This window comes from Rhizobium sp. T1470 (genome assembly GCF_042140505.1).
Taxonomy (GTDB): Bacteria; Pseudomonadota; Alphaproteobacteria; order Rhizobiales; family Rhizobiaceae; genus Rhizobium; species Rhizobium favelukesii.
The window spans coordinates 373,614-390,105 of record NZ_CP148093.1; the positions used below are offsets into that span (position 1 = coordinate 373,614).

General features: G+C 59.5%; 15 protein-coding genes and 3 pseudogenes. 12 read left to right on the plus strand and 6 right to left on the minus strand.

What is annotated here, in order from left to right; genetic code table 11:
• Positions 1 to 74: 74 nt before the first annotated feature.
• From WGT02_RS31625 to WGT02_RS31645, 5 genes and pseudogenes are all read left to right on the plus strand, one after another.
• Positions 75 to 947: an ABC transporter permease gene (locus WGT02_RS31625; protein WP_208246008.1), complete on the plus strand. Its 873-nt coding sequence runs from the start codon at positions 75 to 77 to the stop codon at positions 945 to 947.
• Between the two features lies 1 nt (position 948).
• Positions 949 to 1,749, plus strand: coding sequence for an ABC transporter permease (locus tag WGT02_RS31630; RefSeq protein ID WP_208246009.1), 801 nt, complete (start codon positions 949 to 951; stop codon positions 1,747 to 1,749).
• Positions 1,746 to 2,825, plus strand: coding sequence for an ABC transporter ATP-binding protein (locus WGT02_RS31635; RefSeq protein ID WP_208246011.1), 1,080 nt, complete (start codon positions 1,746 to 1,748; stop codon positions 2,823 to 2,825). The genes WGT02_RS31630 and WGT02_RS31635 overlap by 4 nt, the downstream gene beginning before the upstream one ends.
• Before the next feature lie 10 nt (positions 2,826 to 2,835).
• On the plus strand, positions 2,836 to 4,290 hold the full coding sequence (locus WGT02_RS31640; protein WP_024317964.1) for an NAD-dependent succinate-semialdehyde dehydrogenase: 1,455 nt from the start codon (positions 2,836 to 2,838) through the stop codon (positions 4,288 to 4,290).
• Positions 4,291 to 4,328: 38 nt separating this feature from the next.
• Positions 4,329 to 5,099, plus strand: a pseudogene (locus tag WGT02_RS31645) (phosphate/phosphite/phosphonate ABC transporter substrate-binding protein).
• Between the two features lie 48 nt (positions 5,100 to 5,147).
• On the opposite strand, the pseudogene WGT02_RS31650 reads toward WGT02_RS31645, so the two are convergent.
• Positions 5,148 to 5,408: pseudogene (locus tag WGT02_RS31650) on the minus strand (Rid family hydrolase); the annotation flags it as partial.
• A gap of 297 nt (positions 5,409 to 5,705) precedes the next feature.
• A complete protein-coding gene (locus WGT02_RS31655) occupies positions 5,706 to 5,981 on the minus strand; it encodes a response regulator (protein ID WP_157997313.1) in 276 nt (91 codons plus the stop codon).
• A 112-nt stretch (positions 5,982 to 6,093) separates the two neighbouring features.
• Here WGT02_RS31655 and WGT02_RS31660 point away from each other — a divergent pair.
• Positions 6,094 to 6,286: pseudogene (locus tag WGT02_RS31660) on the plus strand (3-oxoacyl-ACP reductase); the annotation flags it as partial.
• 635 nt (positions 6,287 to 6,921) lie between these two features.
• A complete protein-coding gene (locus WGT02_RS31665) occupies positions 6,922 to 7,071 on the plus strand; it encodes a hypothetical protein (RefSeq protein WP_208246013.1) in 150 nt (49 codons plus the stop codon).
• Between the two features lie 377 nt (positions 7,072 to 7,448).
• Here the strand turns inward: WGT02_RS31665 and WGT02_RS31670 are convergent, their stop codons facing one another.
• Positions 7,449 to 7,667: a hypothetical protein gene (locus WGT02_RS31670; RefSeq protein ID WP_225040407.1), complete on the minus strand. Its 219-nt coding sequence runs from the start codon at positions 7,665 to 7,667 to the stop codon at positions 7,449 to 7,451.
• A gap of 90 nt (positions 7,668 to 7,757) precedes the next feature.
• Here WGT02_RS31670 and WGT02_RS31675 point away from each other — a divergent pair, with 90 nt between their 5' ends.
• Genes WGT02_RS31675 through WGT02_RS31685 form a run of 3 tightly spaced genes read left to right on the plus strand, consistent with a single transcriptional unit; the run spans position 7,758 to position 10,176 of the window.
• On the plus strand, positions 7,758 to 8,216 hold the full coding sequence (locus WGT02_RS31675; protein ID WP_208245161.1) for a transposase: 459 nt from the start codon (positions 7,758 to 7,760) through the stop codon (positions 8,214 to 8,216).
• Entirely contained in the window at positions 8,197 to 8,550 is a 354-nt protein-coding gene (tnpB, locus tag WGT02_RS31680) for an IS66 family insertion sequence element accessory protein TnpB (RefSeq protein WP_208245162.1), read from the plus strand. Before WGT02_RS31675 ends, tnpB begins: the two co-directional genes overlap by 20 nt.
• A 54-nt stretch (positions 8,551 to 8,604) precedes the next feature.
• Positions 8,605 to 10,176, plus strand: a complete 1,572-nt coding sequence (locus WGT02_RS31685) for an IS66 family transposase (RefSeq protein ID WP_208245164.1) — start codon at positions 8,605 to 8,607, stop codon at positions 10,174 to 10,176.
• A gap of 541 nt (positions 10,177 to 10,717) precedes the next feature.
• Here WGT02_RS31685 and WGT02_RS31690 read toward each other — a convergent pair.
• The 3 genes from WGT02_RS31690 to WGT02_RS31700 form a co-directional block, all read right to left on the minus strand.
• Positions 10,718 to 12,001 carry a type II toxin-antitoxin system HipA family toxin gene (locus WGT02_RS31690; RefSeq protein ID WP_208246018.1) on the minus strand — a complete coding sequence of 428 codons (1,284 nt, stop codon included), beginning with the start codon at positions 11,999 to 12,001 and terminating at the stop codon, positions 10,718 to 10,720.
• On the minus strand, positions 11,991 to 12,332 hold the full coding sequence (locus WGT02_RS31695) for a helix-turn-helix domain-containing protein (protein WP_024317967.1): 342 nt from the start codon (positions 12,330 to 12,332) through the stop codon (positions 11,991 to 11,993). Before WGT02_RS31695 ends, WGT02_RS31690 begins: the two co-directional genes overlap by 11 nt.
• Before the next feature lie 366 nt (positions 12,333 to 12,698).
• Positions 12,699 to 13,349, minus strand: coding sequence for a GntR family transcriptional regulator (locus tag WGT02_RS31700; protein WP_024317968.1), 651 nt, complete (start codon positions 13,347 to 13,349; stop codon positions 12,699 to 12,701).
• A 142-nt stretch (positions 13,350 to 13,491) separates the two neighbouring features.
• Here WGT02_RS31700 and WGT02_RS31705 point away from each other — a divergent pair, with 142 nt between their 5' ends.
• Both WGT02_RS31705 and WGT02_RS31710 read left to right on the plus strand, forming a co-directional pair.
• Entirely contained in the window at positions 13,492 to 14,916 is a 1,425-nt protein-coding gene (locus tag WGT02_RS31705) for a malonyl-CoA decarboxylase (protein ID WP_208246019.1), read from the plus strand.
• Complete coding sequence (locus tag WGT02_RS31710) at positions 14,913 to 16,427, plus strand: malonyl-CoA synthase (protein ID WP_208246021.1); 1,515 nt, start codon at positions 14,913 to 14,915, stop codon at positions 16,425 to 16,427. The genes WGT02_RS31705 and WGT02_RS31710 overlap by 4 nt, the downstream gene beginning before the upstream one ends.
• The last annotated feature ends 65 nt before the right edge of the window (positions 16,428 to 16,492 follow it).

A 16,492-nucleotide genomic window follows, 5' to 3' on the forward strand; every position in this document is an offset into this window, starting at 1 on the left:
CGTGCCTCCCGCAGCGTCGGCGCCCATTGTTGGACCTCGGCGCCTGCGGAAATTGACGGGTGGGAAGGACTGTCATGTCGACATTTAGCGATGCCTCCGGCGCAATTGCGCCCCTACCAAAGGCGCGCAGGGCAACAGGGTTTGGCGGGGTCCTTCCGGCTCTCGCCTTCGTGGCGATCTTTTTCATCGCGCCGGTGGCGGTGCTCTTGTTGCGAAGCGTGCTGGAACCGATGCCGGGCCTTGGAAACTATGCGCAGCTGATCGGGTCCGCGACCTATCTCAAGATTTTCGCCAACACCTTCATCGTCTCGGGTCTCGTCACCGTGATTTCGCTGCTGATCGGATTTCCCGTTGCCTGGGCGCTGGCAATCATGCCCGGGCGGCTCACCTCGGTGATCTTTGCGATCCTGCTCCTGTCGATGTGGACCAACCTGCTTGCGCGCACCTATGCCTGGATGGTGCTGCTGCAGCGGACGGGGCTCATCAACAAGATGCTGATCGGAATGGGGCTGATCGACAAACCCTTAGCGCTCGTCAACAACCTGACCGGGGTCACGATCGGCATGACCTATATCATGCTGCCCTTCATCATCCTGCCGCTCTACGGCGTGATCAAGAAGATCGACCCGTCGACCCTGCAGGCGGCAGCACTTTGCGGCGCCAACCGGTGGCAGTGCCTGACCCGTGTTCTGCTGCCCTTGGCCATGCCTGGCATGGCGGCTGGTGCCCTCATGGTCTTCGTTATGTCGCTGGGCTATTTCGTCACGCCATCGCTTCTCGGCGGCACCGCGAACATGATGCTCGCAGAACTGATTGCGCAATTCGTGCAGTCGCTGGTCAACTGGGGAATGGGAGGTGCCGCGGCGCTGGTGCTCCTCGTGGTGACCCTGTCGCTTTATGCCGTGCAGCTGCGCTTCGTCGGCAACCAGAACCCGGGAGGGCGTTGACATGTTGCTCAATTTCGACCGCCTCGGCTGGTGGAAATATATCCTGCTGGCGATCACGCTTCTGACTGCGGCCTTTCTGCTGTTGCCGATCGCCTTTATCGCGGCGCTCTCCTTCGGCTCCTCGCAGTGGCTGATCTTTCCGCCGCCCGGCTGGACGTTTCAGTGGTACAGCGAACTCTTTGCCGATCCGCGCTGGCTGGAATCGGCCTGGACGAGCTTCAAGATCGCGGTCATCGTGACGATCCTGTCGGTGCTGCTCGGGCTCGTGACCTCCTTCGGGCTGGTGCGCGGCTCGTTCTTGTTCCGCGATACGCTGAAAGCACTGTTCCTGACGCCGATGATCCTTCCCGTCGTGGTCCTTGCGGTCGCCCTTTATGCCTTCTTCCTGAGGATTGGCCTTGGCGGCACGTTGGCGGGCTTTGTCATTTCACACCTCGTTCTCGCACTGCCCTTCTCGATCCTGTCCATCTCCAGCGCGCTGGAGGGCTTCGACAAGTCGATCGAGGACGCGGCGGTTCTTTGCGGCGCCTCGCCTCTGGAAGCAAAGATCAGGGTCACCCTGCCGGCGATCAGCCATGGGCTGTTTTCGGCGGCCGTCTTCTCGTTCCTGACATCCTGGGACGAGGTGGTGGTGGCGATCTTCATGTCCAGCCCGACCCTGCAGACGCTGCCCGTCAAGGTATGGGCGACGCTGCGGCAAGACCTGACGCCGGTTGTCGCTGCGGCGTCGACCCTTCTCATCCTTTTGACGATCATCTTGATGGCGCTTCTTGCCGTCGTGCGTAAGGTACTGAAACAATGAAAGAACCATTCCTTCAGATCCGCGGAATACGCAAGGAATACGGCCCGGTGGTCGCCGTCCACGACGTCAATCTCGACGTTCGGCGCGGGGAGTTCCTGACCTTTCTCGGACCGTCCGGATCCGGGAAAAGCACGACCCTCTATATCCTGGCCGGTTTTGAAACTCCGACGAAAGGCGACATCACGCTGGAGGCCAAGACCCTGCTCGCCACGCCGTCGCACAAGCGCAACATCGGCATGGTGTTCCAGCGCTACACCCTGTTTCCGCACCTGACTGTGGGCGAAAACATCGCATTCCCGCTGAAGGTCCGGCGCAAGTCCAAGGCCGAGGTCGACCGCAAGGTGAAGGAGATGCTGCGACTCGTCAGGCTCGAAGGCTTCGAAGATCGCAAGCCCGCGCAAATGTCCGGCGGCCAGCAGCAGCGTGTCGCCCTTGCCAGAGCCCTTGCCTATGATCCGCCGGTGCTTCTGATGGACGAGCCGCTGTCGGCGCTCGACAAGAAGCTGCGCGAGGAAATCCAGCATGAGATCCGCCGAATCCATCAGCAGACCGAAGTGACGATCCTCTACGTCACGCACGATCAGGAGGAGGCGCTGCGGCTCTCCGACCGGATCGCCGTCTTTTCCAAAGGCGTCATCGATCAGATCGGGACGGGGCCGGAACTCTACGCCAATCCGCGGACCCGCTTCGTTGCCGAATTCATCGGCGACAGCGACTTCATTTCATGCGACCTGCTATCATCCTCCGATGGGCAGGCCACCATTTCGCTTGGCGGCGGGAGCGTCTTCAATCATATTCCGGTGCATGGAAACGGAACCTCCGGGACGAGGGCAGCCCTGATGCTGAGGCCTGAACGCATTCGATTGTCGCGCGCCCAAGCGGCGGGAGCGGGTCTTGCCGCAACTGTCAGCGACATTACCTTTCTCGGCAACAATATTCACGTATCGACCGAGATGGCGACAGGCGAGGCGCTGGCGGTTCGCCTGCCGTTCGGTCATGAGGCTATCGCGGGGCTCAGCCGCGGAGATATAGTCCATCTGGATTTCGATCCCGGTGCCGCTCACGTGTTCTGTTGAAAGTTGTCATATGAAGCTCAATGATCCCTCGCTGTTCCGTCAGGCATGCCCCATCGCCGATCGCTGGATAGAAGCGGAAGGCCGCAAGGCGGCGGCGATCCGCAATCCGGCGACAGGCGAGCCGCTGGGGGTGGTCCCTGACCTCGGTGCGGCGGAAACGGAAGATGCCATCCGCGCCGCCGTCATTGCCCAGAGGCTTTGGGCGAAGAAGACCGCCGGGGAGCGCGCCGCCGTTCTCAAGGCATGGCATCGGCTGATGATCGAAAACCGCGACGATCTGGCGATGATCCTGACGCTGGAGCAGGGAAAACCCCTGGCCGAGGCCAAGGGGGAAATCACCTATGGCGCGAGCTTCATCGAATGGTTCGCCGAAGAGGCGAGACGCATCAACGGCGAGACCATCCCGGGACATCAGGCCGACAAGAGGATCCTCGTCCTGCGACAGCCGGCAGGCGTGGTGGCGGCGATCACGCCCTGGAATTTTCCGAACGCGATGATCACCCGCAAGATTGGCCCCGCGCTTGCCGCCGGCTGTGCCGTCGTTCTCAAGCCGGCGCTGCAGACGCCATTCTCCGCCATCGCCATCGCCGTTCTCGGCGAGCGTGCCGGCCTGCCGCCGGCGCTTCTCAACATCGTCACGGGTGACGCGGCGGCAATTGGCGGGGCGCTGACGGCAAGCCGTGACGTTCGGGTCCTGACATTCACCGGCTCCACCCGGACGGGCGAGCTGCTTTACCGGCAATGCGCGCCGACGATCAAAAAGCTCGGCCTCGAGCTTGGCGGAAATGCACCCTTCATCGTGTTCGACGACGCTGATCTCGACGCTGCCGTCGAAGGCACGCTCATCGCCAAGTTCCGCAACAACGGCCAGACCTGCGTCTGCGCCAATCGGCTTTATGTCCAGGACGGTGTCTACGAGGCGTTTGCCGCCAAGCTCGCCGCGGCGGTTTCGGGCTTGAAGGTCGGCAACGGTCTCGACAGTGACGTCGTGCTTGGCCCGCTGATCGACGACAATGCCGTCGCCAAAGTCGAAAGCCATATCCGCGACGCCGTCGCAAAGGGTGCCGGGATCGTTTCTGGGGGCAAGCGCCACGCACTTGGCGGCCATTTCTTCGAGCCGACAATCCTGCGCGATGTCGCTGCCGGCATGCAGGTCGCCCGCGAGGAAACCTTCGGGCCGCTTGCACCACTTTTTCGCTTCCGCGACGAGCAGGACGTCATCGAACAGGCAAACGACACCGAGTTCGGGCTTGCTTCGTATTTTTACGCCCGCGATCTATCGCGGGTATTTCGCGTCGCCGAAGCCCTCGAATATGGGATGGTCGGCGTCAATACCGGTCTTGTCTCCACAGCCGAGGCTCCGTTCGGCGGTGTGAAGATGTCAGGTCTCGGTCGCGAAGGGTCGAAGCACGGATTGGACGAATATACCGAGCTTAAATATGTATGCCTGGGCGGCATTGCCTGAACCGGTCGATACTTGCGCTTTCGCCGCAAAGGACCAGAATGTCTCTCGTCAGCGTCGCCATGTATGTCACATCGGAGCCGCTCGCAGATGCGACGGCTGAGCTATGGTCGTTCCTCCGGCATTATCTCTCGAATGCCGACCTCAGGAGTTTGCCTGAAAAACTCGATTGGACGGTTCCCTATGACGAAGCCTGGCTGAGGCCGGATCTTCTTCTCTCGCAGGCATGCGACTATCCCTTTGCGAAGAGCCTGCGAGGCAGGGTTCGCCTGGTGGCGACGCCGGTCTATGACCATCCCGGCTGCGACGGCCCGTTGATGCGCAGCTTCATTGTCGTCCTCAAGGATTCTCCCGTTTGCTCGCTCGAGGATTTGCGGGGCACCACGGCTGCGATCAATAGCCCTGACAGCAATTCCGGCAGCAATTTCTTTCGCGCAGCGGTCGCTCCGCTTGCCGGCAGCGGCCGTTTCTTTGGCCGGATTATCGAAACCGGCAGCCACCGTGGCAGCATCGGCGCCGTTGTCGAGGGACGGCGGAGAGTGCCTCCATCGATTGCGTCACCTGTGCTGATATTCGGCGCTTCGATCCCGGCAATCGCCAAGCGGTTCGCATCATCGCCGAAACGCCCAACGGCCCGGGTCTGCCATTCATCACCTCAGGCGATGCATCGGACGAGAGAGTCCTGCTCTTGCGAAATGGGCTGAGCGCCGCGATCAAGGAGCCATCGCTGGCCGTTGATTTTGCTTTCCGAAGCCGACTATGCGCCGCTCTTATCATTGGCAGGCGACGCCTTGCCACGAAGGAGAGCTTGAGTTTTCCGAATTCCTATCCGTCCCGCGAGATGACGGAGGCACGAACCGTCAGTTCCCGATCGCTGCGATGATGCCGATCTCGACAGTGAATTTAGGCCCTTAGGCCCGGCGAGCCTTGCTTCGACCGTGGCGCGCGCCGGCGCATGACTCGAAGGCACCCAGGCGTCCCAGACGGCATTCATTTCTTCGAGCCTGGAGATTCAGCAAGCCAGATCGTCGCGCTGACGATCCGTGTCGGATTACTGCCTGCCCTTTCCATAAGCCGGGTTCGCGGACGGACGCGCCCGGCGTGTCGATTGTGACCTGGCCTCCGGCTGTTGCCGAATATAATCAGGATCGGCAACTTCGATGACCGCCGCGACGGCTTCGGCGGGGCCCGCTCCACCAGATGCTGGACTGCATGGCATTCTGGCATCGTACGTCCGACCAGGATGATCCTCTGACACTAACGGTCGCGCGATCTCGCTCATGGGAGGCGGAGGTGAGCTGATTTGCCGGGCCTGGCAAGCCGACTGCGTCGAAGAGCAAATCCCGTTGCCTTACGACACCTGCGTCATCAACTCGACTAGCCGTGCTTCGTCATAGGGTTTTTTGAGAACAGGCTGGCTATATGGGGCCATCTACCTCCACCTCATCAAATCCGGTTGAGAAGATGAACTTCTTGTTCAGTTCGATGAGAAGATCGGCGACTGGAAACGTCATTTCGGTACCGAGCTTCAGGTCAAGCATCGCAACGTCGAACTCTCTCGACCCGACCATCTCCAGAGCCTCATCGAGCCGTCCCGCGAACCCGACCACCTCGTGGCCCAGATCCCTGAGGGTTGCTTCCAACGTGCATGCGATGAGCATTTCGTCTTCGACAATGAGGATCCGCAAGGACATGGATCGATCTTTCCCAGGTGAGGCACCCCGATGATCGAGATAAAATCCTTGGCAGCGACGAACGCCGCCGGACAATGCACAATTGCAGAAGTCCAGGGCGATGTCCACGGACGCGACGGCAGCGCGCGAATGGGCAAGCGACATGATCACCGAACAACGTCCTGCCGCTTGCCGAAAAGTGGAGCAAGGAGACGGAAGTACCCCCGTCGACAAACGCCCTCGCTCGATTCGGGACGCCGGAGGAAGATATCGCTCCTGTCGTCCTGTTTCTCGCGAGCAAGGATGCGCAGTTCCTAACCGGGTATGGCTGCGCGATCTTTGCAGCGCTCAATCGCTTGCCATCGCTCCCGAATCTCCGGTCGCCGATACGCCAGCAAGGCCAATCGCAACGCGGCCCGGTCGCGCGGCATCATTCCGGTGATCCCGCACAAATCCAACGAGAAGGGAAAGCGGGGCTTCTTCGCAAAGGCAATCTACAAAGGCCGCGCTCGCATCAGGCCGTCGGCAAGCTCAAGCGCTTCAAGCGGGTCGCACTACACTGCGAGAAGACGAAGCGCAATCTCGCTGCCATCGTTTCCATCGCGGCCACGTTCATCTCGGTCAAATCCGTCCGTACTGCCTAGGAGTGACGTTTGCTGATGTTATTCGGCGCGTAGTTTTGGCTGTTTTGGCGCTGATTCCATTTGCCTATTCATTCTGCCTTCGGGTGCAAATCGATGTTCAGATTTTGAAAGCGCATCAAATTCTTGAAAGCCCGAACGATAATCAGACGCTACGGTTTGGATGCTTCCTGAATTTCGTAATAGGGAAGCCTCTCTTGGTAACGGGTGCACGCTGGCCGTCGTCTCTGCATTAGAACCGGAGACGGCGGCTTGTGTCTGAGAGAGGAAAGCTTTGGTCGCGAGCTTCAACGAGGAAGGGGCGTCAGGCGCTGCAGTTCATGCTCAAGAAGAAGGACAGCCTGGTCGTCATCAACGACAACCTGGAGATCCTGCTGACAATGAAGCGGTTCGGGATGTGGCTGATGGGCTTGATAATCGCCGTCACCAGTGCGGTAGGGCAAGATGTTTTTCATGTAGCAGCGCGCTGAAATAGGGCCAATGACAATGGCGGTGGCTTTGTAACGCCTATGGTGATTTGAAGGGAAGCCCGTGCGGGTTTGGGTGGGGGCAAGGGCTTCCCTTCTGACCGAACAGCCACAGAGTACGCCAGTCTGCCGGGATCGCTAGACGGACCAAGGTCCTAGCGCGAAAAAGCGATGGGAGGTTCAGCAGCTGGGCGTACGCGCTGGGGATCGCTGTCATGAACCTAGCCCCTCAGCCCATCCTGCCTTGCGACAGGACACCTGTGAGACTTCAGGCTAGCTTTGAGGAGGTTGACCTGAAGTCGTCCCAAGAATGCCAAGGAAGGGTCTCATTGGCAGAAAGTCATCATACGCTCACGGCAGTGGGATGGGGAGAGAATTCGTCACGGCGGGTCGAGGGCGGACGCGCCAAAATAGGATAGCACCTCCTCCTCAAGCTCAATGCAGATTTGCTCGTATTCCTCAAGGAGCATCTTGTTGCCACCCTCTGCACGCAATTTGTCGCGGAACCTGACGGCGTCACCGTAGTTCTCGATATCTTCGATCCACCAATGGGCGCTATGGGCATAGGGTCGGAGATGTGGGCAGCGCACTAGAAGCACCGCCAATCGTAAGCGCTCATTTCCATGCGCCTTTTCGCGTTGAGTTCTCTGCCGCATGAAGTGTCCACTTGAAATAGGTGGACACCAAATATGAATGACGAAGAGCAGAAGCTGCGTGTGCGGTTGGTGGGGCGTGATGGTCGGCGGCGCTATGATCCAGGATCAAAGGCGCGGCTTGTTACGGCTTGCCTCCAGCCTGGTGTTTCTATATCAGGCCTTGCGCTTGGCCATGGGGTCAATGCCAACCTTCTACGCAAGTGGGTCAAGGAGGCCAGGGAGGCTGGCTTGTCGGCGGTATCTGCAAGCTCGCCGTTTATCCCGGTCGTCGCAGCAGACGGCAGCCTGCCTGTCGGGATGCGCTCGCTGGATATACCGGTCGCGTATGGTGAAGAACAACCGGCATCACTGGAGAAGACGGCCCATCTGTCAGGTTTTTCCAAAATCAGCGCGTTGCTGCCGAACGGCGTGAAGCTTTCGCTGGAATGCGGTGATGTGGATGCGTTGACGGCGATCATCGGAGCTCTGGGTCATGTTCAGACTGGGCGCTGATATCAAGGTTTACCTGCACCGCGAGCCGATCGACTTCCGGGCCGGTATCAACAGCCTTGCGGTCCTGGTGCAGGAGGTGATGGAGCTCGATCCGTTTGCGCCTGCGGTCTTTGCCTTTTGCAATCGCCGCCGTGACCGGATGAAGCTCCTGTTCTTCGATCGGTCCGGTTTTGTGATGGTGCTGAAGCGATTGTCGGAAGACCGGTTCCGATGGCCACGTCGGGAGATGATGGTGGTAACGCTGACGACCGAGCAATTACACTGGATTCTCGACGGCATTGATATCGACGCGATGGTCCGCCATCCGGTTCGGCAATACCAGATCGCCGGCTGACAGTTCTCGACGTCTGCGGTTGACGGGGCGAAACGGTTCAGATTCAAGAATCTGATGATCCGACCCGGCGAACCCACTGTTGAGGAGTTGATGGCGCGCATTGCGGCGCTGCAGGCGGAGAACCGTCAGCTCACGGAACGCGTGGTCAAGCTCGAGGAAGAACTGGTGTTGGCGCGGCTTCATCGTTTTGCGCCGAAAAGCGAAAAGCACGTGGACCGCCTCTTCGATGAAGCCGAGCAGGTTGCCGATGAAGACGACGCCGGCGGAGACAATGGGGAGGTCGTCGACCTGCCGGACACGGGCTTTGCGGCGATCGAGAAGCCAGAGGGCAAGAAACGTGGCCGCAAGCCCCTGCCGGAACATCTGCCGCGCGAGCGCGTCGAATATGACCTTGCCGACGACCAGAAGGCCTGTCCTTGCTGCCGTCACCAGATGCATCGCATGGGCGAGGCCGTCACCGAGCAGCTCCACATCGAGGTGAAGGCCAAGGTCCTGCAGAATGTGCGGCTCAAGTATGCCTGCCGCCATTGCGATCGCACCGGGATCAACACGCCTGTTGTCCTTGCGCCAATGCCCGCGCAGCCCTTGCCGGGCAGCATCGCCACGGCCTCGACGCTGGCATTTGCTCTTGTTCACAAATATGTCGATGGCACGCCGCTCTACCGCCTGGCCCAGGCCTTCGAGCGTGCCGGCGTTCCCGTCAGCCGCGGTGCTCTGGGCCATTGGGTGATCGGCTCGAGCGAGAGGCATCTCTCCCGCATCTATGACGCGCTGAAATCGCGGCTCAGGTCTCAAGCCATCATCCATGGCGACGAGACGACGGTCCAGGTGCTGAAGGAAAAGGACAGGGAGGCCACCAGCACATCATTCATGTGGGCGTATCGGAGTGGAGAGGACAGCGACGAGCCGATCGTGCTGCTCGATTATCAACCCGGCCGCGGCCAGATTTATCCGCAGGCCTTCCTCGGCGATTACCACGGCATCCTGATGAGCGATGGCTATTCCGCCTGGCGCACGCTGGCAGGGGCCACCCATCTGGGATGCATGGCGCATTCCAGGCGTCGCTTCGTCGATGCCCTCAAGGCAAGAAAGAAAGGCGGCGGTCCGCCGGAGCAGGCGCTGAAATTCTTCGAGCAGATCTACCGGATTGAAAGCCAGGCGCGCAACGCAAAGCCTGACAAGGGCGAAACGCAAGCCGATTGCATTCGCCGTTTCCGCCAGCAACACAGTGTCCCCATCCTGAATGCTCTCAAGGTATGGCTCAACGACATCGCCCCGAAGGTCTTGCCCGACAGCAAGATCGGCGATGCCGTGTCCTATACCCTAAATCAGTGGGACTACCTGACGCGCTACACAGAAGACGCCAGGATGCCGATCGACAACAACCTACTCGAGCGCGATATCAGAATTTTTGCCACTGGCAGAAAATCCTGGCTGTTCAGCGACACCGTGGACGGAGCGAGGGCCAGTGCCGTCGTCTACAGCCTAATGCTGACCTGCCGAGCTTGCGGCATCGAACCCTTGGCCTACTTGCGCCACGTGCTTACCGAACTGCCGCAGCGCGCAACAGATTCCGACATCACTGATTTGCTGCCCTTCAACTTCGCCAAAACTACCGCTGCCTGATCCGATAGGGCCGTCACAAAGCGACCCACGTCAAATGGGCCACGTCAACGCGCATGGAAATGAGCGCTTACCGCCAATCCATAGCGAAAGCTGTTGAAGCCTGGATCTTCCATGTTTCAAAGCCGTCACGGATGAGGCTCTGCGAACAGGAGAGAACACAGAGCCTCGTACAGTTGAGCTGATGTCGGAGGGCATCGACATCCTCGGTTAAACGCCACTATCCGGGATTGGTTCCCGGCCCCAAACGTCGGCCCGCGAGTTGAGCATCCTTCCGCGCTTCTGAGCGCGCGCACGTCGGGCTTCTGAGAACTCTCAACTGATTGCCGGGAAGAAGTTCGATGAACCTCTGGTGTGTCAGATTGATCAGCACACCCAAGAACTCGGTTTCCATGAACCAATGGCTGTCCTATCTCGTACAGATTGAGGACGTCCTTTACCCTGGGGAGGGGCGCCATCACGGCGGTTTGAGTTTCCTGGGACCGCGTCATTGCAACCCCTACAAAAAGTACCCAAAAAGGAAATGCTCTGCTCTGCAGCTCGTTCAGCTCGGAAGTTGAGGGGCGGGGCCATAACCATCGAAGGCGTACCCATTGAGGATCTGCCGCCCTTCAAAAAAGCGGCGCTCTATTGCGGTCATCCCGGCTTCATCGCAGGTCGATCGCCAGTTGGCCACTATTGCCGCAGCCTGGTTGTCGATAATTTCGCGTGCTCGCGGTTGAGAGAGCAAAAACGAAGGTGAGACGGCCAATGCGTTAGTCAGTTGAGCCGCCCGAGTTGCTCCGCCGACGATCATCGCCTGGTTGGCCTCGGGTGTGCCTCGACGTTGTGGCGCAATGTCGTAGGCTGGCGTTAGGCTGAGCATCTCGCCATCCCAGAAGGCCGCATGGTTGCGGGCGTGATCATCGGTATTCCCGACGAGAATGTTGAAGCAGAGCCGGGAAAATAATTCTTCCAGGGTTTTCAGAGGACTGGAAAATCGGCTCCGGATTAGCTCTGCTAGCATCTGGTATGAGATATGGTGAGCGGCGAGCTCATTCTCTTGCGTCCAGGTAAGGGCGGAAACCATCGCGCGCTTGGTCCACGATTGTCCCAAGGGTAGGCGATCAAAGCGCTCCACAAGAAGAACGTCGCGGTCCAAAACCCGGTTTATCTCGACCGGTGCCACGGCGATGCCTGCAAGGGATGCCAGGCGCATTGCGACAAACTCCGCCCTGACCATGGCAAAAGTATCATTGATTGCTGAGAACTTGGCAATCAGCTTGCGTCGTCTTCCCGCTTGCTCGTCGGATATCAGGGCCTTAGGCCGGGCGCCGCCTATGGAGCTGCCGTGAAGGATGACGCGATCAAGGCCCTTCGGGACCGGTTCTCCTGCCTCTACCTTGTCTGCGAAAGTCTGCAACTCGACCAAGGTCGCATTATCGCTTTCGCGAGGTGTGTATTCGCTCGCGCTCTCTTGAAAGTCGAGCGCTCCAATCCGGTCGGAACCCGAATGATGCATGAAAGTCATTTCGTCAAAGGCATCTTCATCGATCTCGTCGCGTCTCAGTCCAAGCAGATCGTTGACAATAACCCGGCGACCCCACCGGTCGGGCAATGCATCGCGAAGGGACGGGGCGAGAAGGTGGCCCGCCGGAGGTTCGATAATGCCCGCTTCTAGGGGGAGGTCGAGATCGAAAATCGCGATTGCATTTTCTCGTTCGAGGTAACTGCGACCATAGTTGAAAAAGAATTGGTTACGCGAACGAACCGCGCGCCCGGCGACGACCGGGTGCGTTTCCATTGGTAGCCATATCCAAACGTAAAGTTCGGAGAGGTCAGAAATCATCTTTTAGCTCCGGCTTCTGATGACGGATACGCGCCGGTAGAAGTTCAAGCTTCACCTTGGTCTCTGATAGTCGTGCTGTTGTTTCCTGCTGCCCTCCAAATAAAGACAATCCGACCATTGTCGCAGCTTCGAAGACGTGGCCGATCGCAACCGTGGGCTTTCCCGCCTCGATCGCACGAAGTGTCAACCGCGAACAGCCGGTGCGTTGGGCCAGCTCAAGTTCCGTCCAGCCGCGGAGTTTGCGGGCAGCCTGAATCTCCGCTGCAAGAAGCTGCAGCGCTGACCGAGTGGCGAGCGATATGGATGAATTTGGAGGTATTTTGTCTATCATAGCATACACAATCAGTAATAATGTCGTTCACAGCAGATAGCAAGTAGCGTCGACAGAATCAATGCTGCTAGAATCTGAATAGTTCAAGAGATTTTAACCGTGGTAAAGTCTATTGGAATTGACATTGACGACCCTGGCGGACGGTGACTGAAATTTCTCAACCGAACCGAGACAAGTGGGATTGCCGCCAGCGCATCCTGTGCCCACCACATCCACCTTCGTGGAAAAAGGATGCATTGCCAGTGCGCTCTGCTCTTTGACGTCAGCACCAATCAGGACTGCCGCGCATATTTCAAAATGCCTGTTCGCGCATGACTTGCCGGACACCTTTACCGGATGTTCACATCGAGACTGATGCGCAGGTGCTCATCTGGTCGCCATGCTTGCGACCAGATCGCTGAACCTTTCACCCTGAATGCCGACATGTCCCCGCAGCAGGCGCCGGGCTTCCTCTCCGTCTCCGGCAAAGATCGCATCGACGATGGCGCAATGTTCCGAGAAGGAGGTCGACAGGCGGTTGCGGACGCGCAACTGCAGTCGGCGGTAGGGGCGCAAACGCCGGTGCAACTGCGCGCATTGCTCCTGAAGAAAGTCGCTTCGGCTCGCCGCGTAGATCGCCTTATGGAATTCTTCATTGTCGTAATAATAGGCATCGCTGTCGCCGGCGGCAGCCGATTGCTCGCACCGACCGTGCGAGGCCGTGATCGCCTCGCTTGACGCCTTGTCCAGCCGCCGTGCGGCGAGGGAGCCAGCCAAGCCCTCCAACTCGGCCATGACCTCGAACATCTCGTAGACGCGGTGCGGCCCCGGATCGATGACGACAGCCCCTCTGCGTGGCCGGATCTCGATTAGGCCGATCGCATCGAGCTGCATCAGCGCTTCGCGCACCGGTGTGCGGGAGACGCCGAAGCGGGTCGCAAGAACCGTTTCGTCGAGCCTCTCCCCAGGCAAGAACTCGTTGGACAGAATTGAATTTTCAATCTCATCCCGAAGCCACCGGCCGACATTTTCCGACATTCGCTCTGCTTTCCACATACACAAATCCAATTATTGTATACACGATAGTTGATATCGTGTACGAAGAGTAACATTCTACATACTATCTGTGAAACCCCGTGATGGAAAGCGGCTATCAACGCCGACAGAAGAGAGGAATGGCATGCCTGAGACTTCTTTCTTTACCGACATGCCGCAGAGCATCACGGACCGGGGCCGCCAGCTTCTGTTTTCCGGTTCGCGTAACCAGCAGGCCGCCGCCGAAACCGATCTCCAGACACTCTGTGAAATGCTCCTATCGAGCCGCGGCGAAGCCTCGGGCATGGCGCTTGCAGCGGAAATACTCGATCGCTGGGGTGCGCTCGGGGGCGAGGGCGCACAGGCATTCCTAGATATGCTTCATGAAAAATTCGGACCAGACACAACCAGGCTCGATCAGGCGATTGAAGATTACCGCGGCGAAAAAAGCTCCGCTGCGATCATTGCTCTTCATCAGGCAGCCGAGCCGCGGCGGCAGGAGCTTTTGCGCCGATTGAATCACGCGCCGAACGGCACCGCCAAGCTTGTCCAGATGCGTCAGCACCTGCTTGCTTCCGAAGACCGGTCCGAAGGGTACCACGCGCTGGACGCTGACTTTACACATCTGTTCGGTTCCTGGTTCAATCGCGGCTTTCTGACGCTGCGCCCCATCGACTGGTCGACGCCGGCCTATATTCTTGAAAAGATCATTAAATACGAGGCCGTGCACGAGATCGCCGGCTGGGAGGAACTGCGGCGTCGTCTGGCCCCGGCCGACCGTCGATGTTTCGCGTTCTTCCACCCGCGCCTTGCCGACGAGCCGCTTGTGTTTGTCGAGGTGGCGCTGACGCGGTCCGTGCCGTGCGCGATCGCAGATGTCCTCGACGAGGGCAGGGAGCAGATCAATCCCGACGAGGCGACAACGGCCGTCTTCTATTCGATCTCCAACTGTCAGGATGGCCTGCGAGGGATCTCGTTTGGCAACTTCCTGATCAAGCAGGTCGTCGACGATTTGCGCAGAGACCTGCCGGGACTGAAGAATTTCGTCACGCTTTCGCCGGTTCCGGGCTTTGCCCGGTGGCTTGCCAAGGCGCGCGCCTCCGCCACCGATCCGCTTCTGTCGGAAGCGGCCCGCGAAACGCTGATGGTGCTGGACGACCGGAACTGGCCTGACAACGAGAGCACGGCAGTCGAGGTTGAGCGCGTGTTGCTGCCGCTTGCGGCGCACTATTTCCTGATCGAACGGACGCCGGAGGGCCGCCCCGTCGACCCTGTAGCGCGCTTCCATCTCGGCAACGGCGCTCGACTGGAAAGACTGAATTTTCTTGGCGACCGCTCGACCAAGGCGATGCAGCAGGCACACGGCCTGATGGTCAACTACCTCTGCAAGCTCGACGACATCGTGGCCAACCACGAGGCTCTGGCGCAGCGCGGCGAAGTGATTGCCTCGCCGGCCGTCAAGAGCTTGCTCAACCAGAACGACGAAAGCCGCCGCGGCGGCAATGGCCAACAAGGCTCCCGGCCATTCACGCACATAATGAACTCAACGCTTGGAGGATGGCGAAAGTGAGCAACCATCTTTTCGATGCCATGCGGGCCGCCGCGCCCGGTGACGCGCCGTTCATCCGGATCGATAGCACTCGCACATGGACCTACAATGACGCGCTCGCGCTTTCTGGTCGCATTGCCAGCGCGATGGACACGCTTGGCATTCGCCCCGGCGACCGAGTTGCGGTGCAAGTCGAGAAAAGCGCCGAAGCCCTGATTCTCTATCTCGCCTGCATTCGAAGCGGCGCGATCTACCTGCCGCTCAACACCGCCTATCCGCTGGCTGAGCTCGATTACTTTATCGGCGATGCAGAGCCGCGCTTGGTGGTTGTTTCGTCGGCTGCTCGGGGGGGCGTCGAGAAAATCTCCAAGCCTCACGGCGCGATCGTCGAAACGCTCGATGCCGACGGCAGCGGCTCGTTGCTGGATCTCGCACGCGATGAGCCGGCCGACTTTATCGATGCCTCGCGCTCCGCAGACGATCTGGCTGCGATCCTCTACACGTCGGGGACGACCGGACGCTCCAAGGGGGCGATGCTCACGCATGGAAACCTGCTCTCGAACGCCCTGACATTGCGAGACTATTGGCGCGTCACCGCCGATGATCGGTTGATCCATGCCTTGCCGATCTTCCACACGCATGGGCTGTTCGTCGCCACCAACGTCACATTGCTCGCCGGCGCCTCGATGTACCTGCTGTCGAAGTTCGATCCAGAGGAGATCCTGTCGCTGATGCCGCAGGCAACGATGCTGATGGGCGTGCCGACCTTCTACGTGCGCCTCCTGCAAAGCCCGCGCCTCGACAGAGGGGCGGTCGCCAGCATCCGCCTCTTCATTTCCGGTTCGGCTCCACTGCTGGCAGAAACCCATACCGAGTTCCAGGCCCGCACCGGTCACGCCATTCTCGAGCGCTACGGCATGACGGAAACCAATATGAACACGTCGAACCCCTATAAGGGAAAACGGATTGCCGGAACCGTCGGTTTCCCGCTGCCGGGCGTCACTGTGCGCGTCACCGATCCCGCCACCGGGCTCGTGCTGTCGCCTGAAGAGACGGGCATGATCGAGATCAAGGGGCCGAACGTCTTTAAGGGCTATTGGCGCATTCCGGAAAAGACGGCGGCCGAATTCACTGCCGACGGTTTCTTCATCAGCGGCGATCTCGGCAAGATCGACCGGGAAGGCTATGTCCACATCGTCGGTCGCGGCAAGGATCTGGTGATTTCGGGTGGATACAACATCTATCCGAGGGAGGTCGAAGGCGAGATCGATCAGATCGAGGGTGTGGTTGAGAGCGCTGTGATCGGAGTGCTGCATCCCGATTTCGGAGAAGGCGTAACCGCTGTCGTCGTGCGCAAGCCCGGCGCGAGCATCGATGAAAAGACCATCGTCAGCGCCCTCCAAGACCGTCTTGCACGCTACAAACAACCCAAGCGCATCATCTTCGCGGACGACCTGCCGCGAAACACGATGGGCAAGGTTCAGAAAAACATCCTGCGGCAGCAATACGCCGATCTTTACACGAGGGCGTAAGGCGGCCGCGCCCTCTGGGAGGAGGGTGCGTCGACATCCCGCATCAATCTTGAACACAACAACTA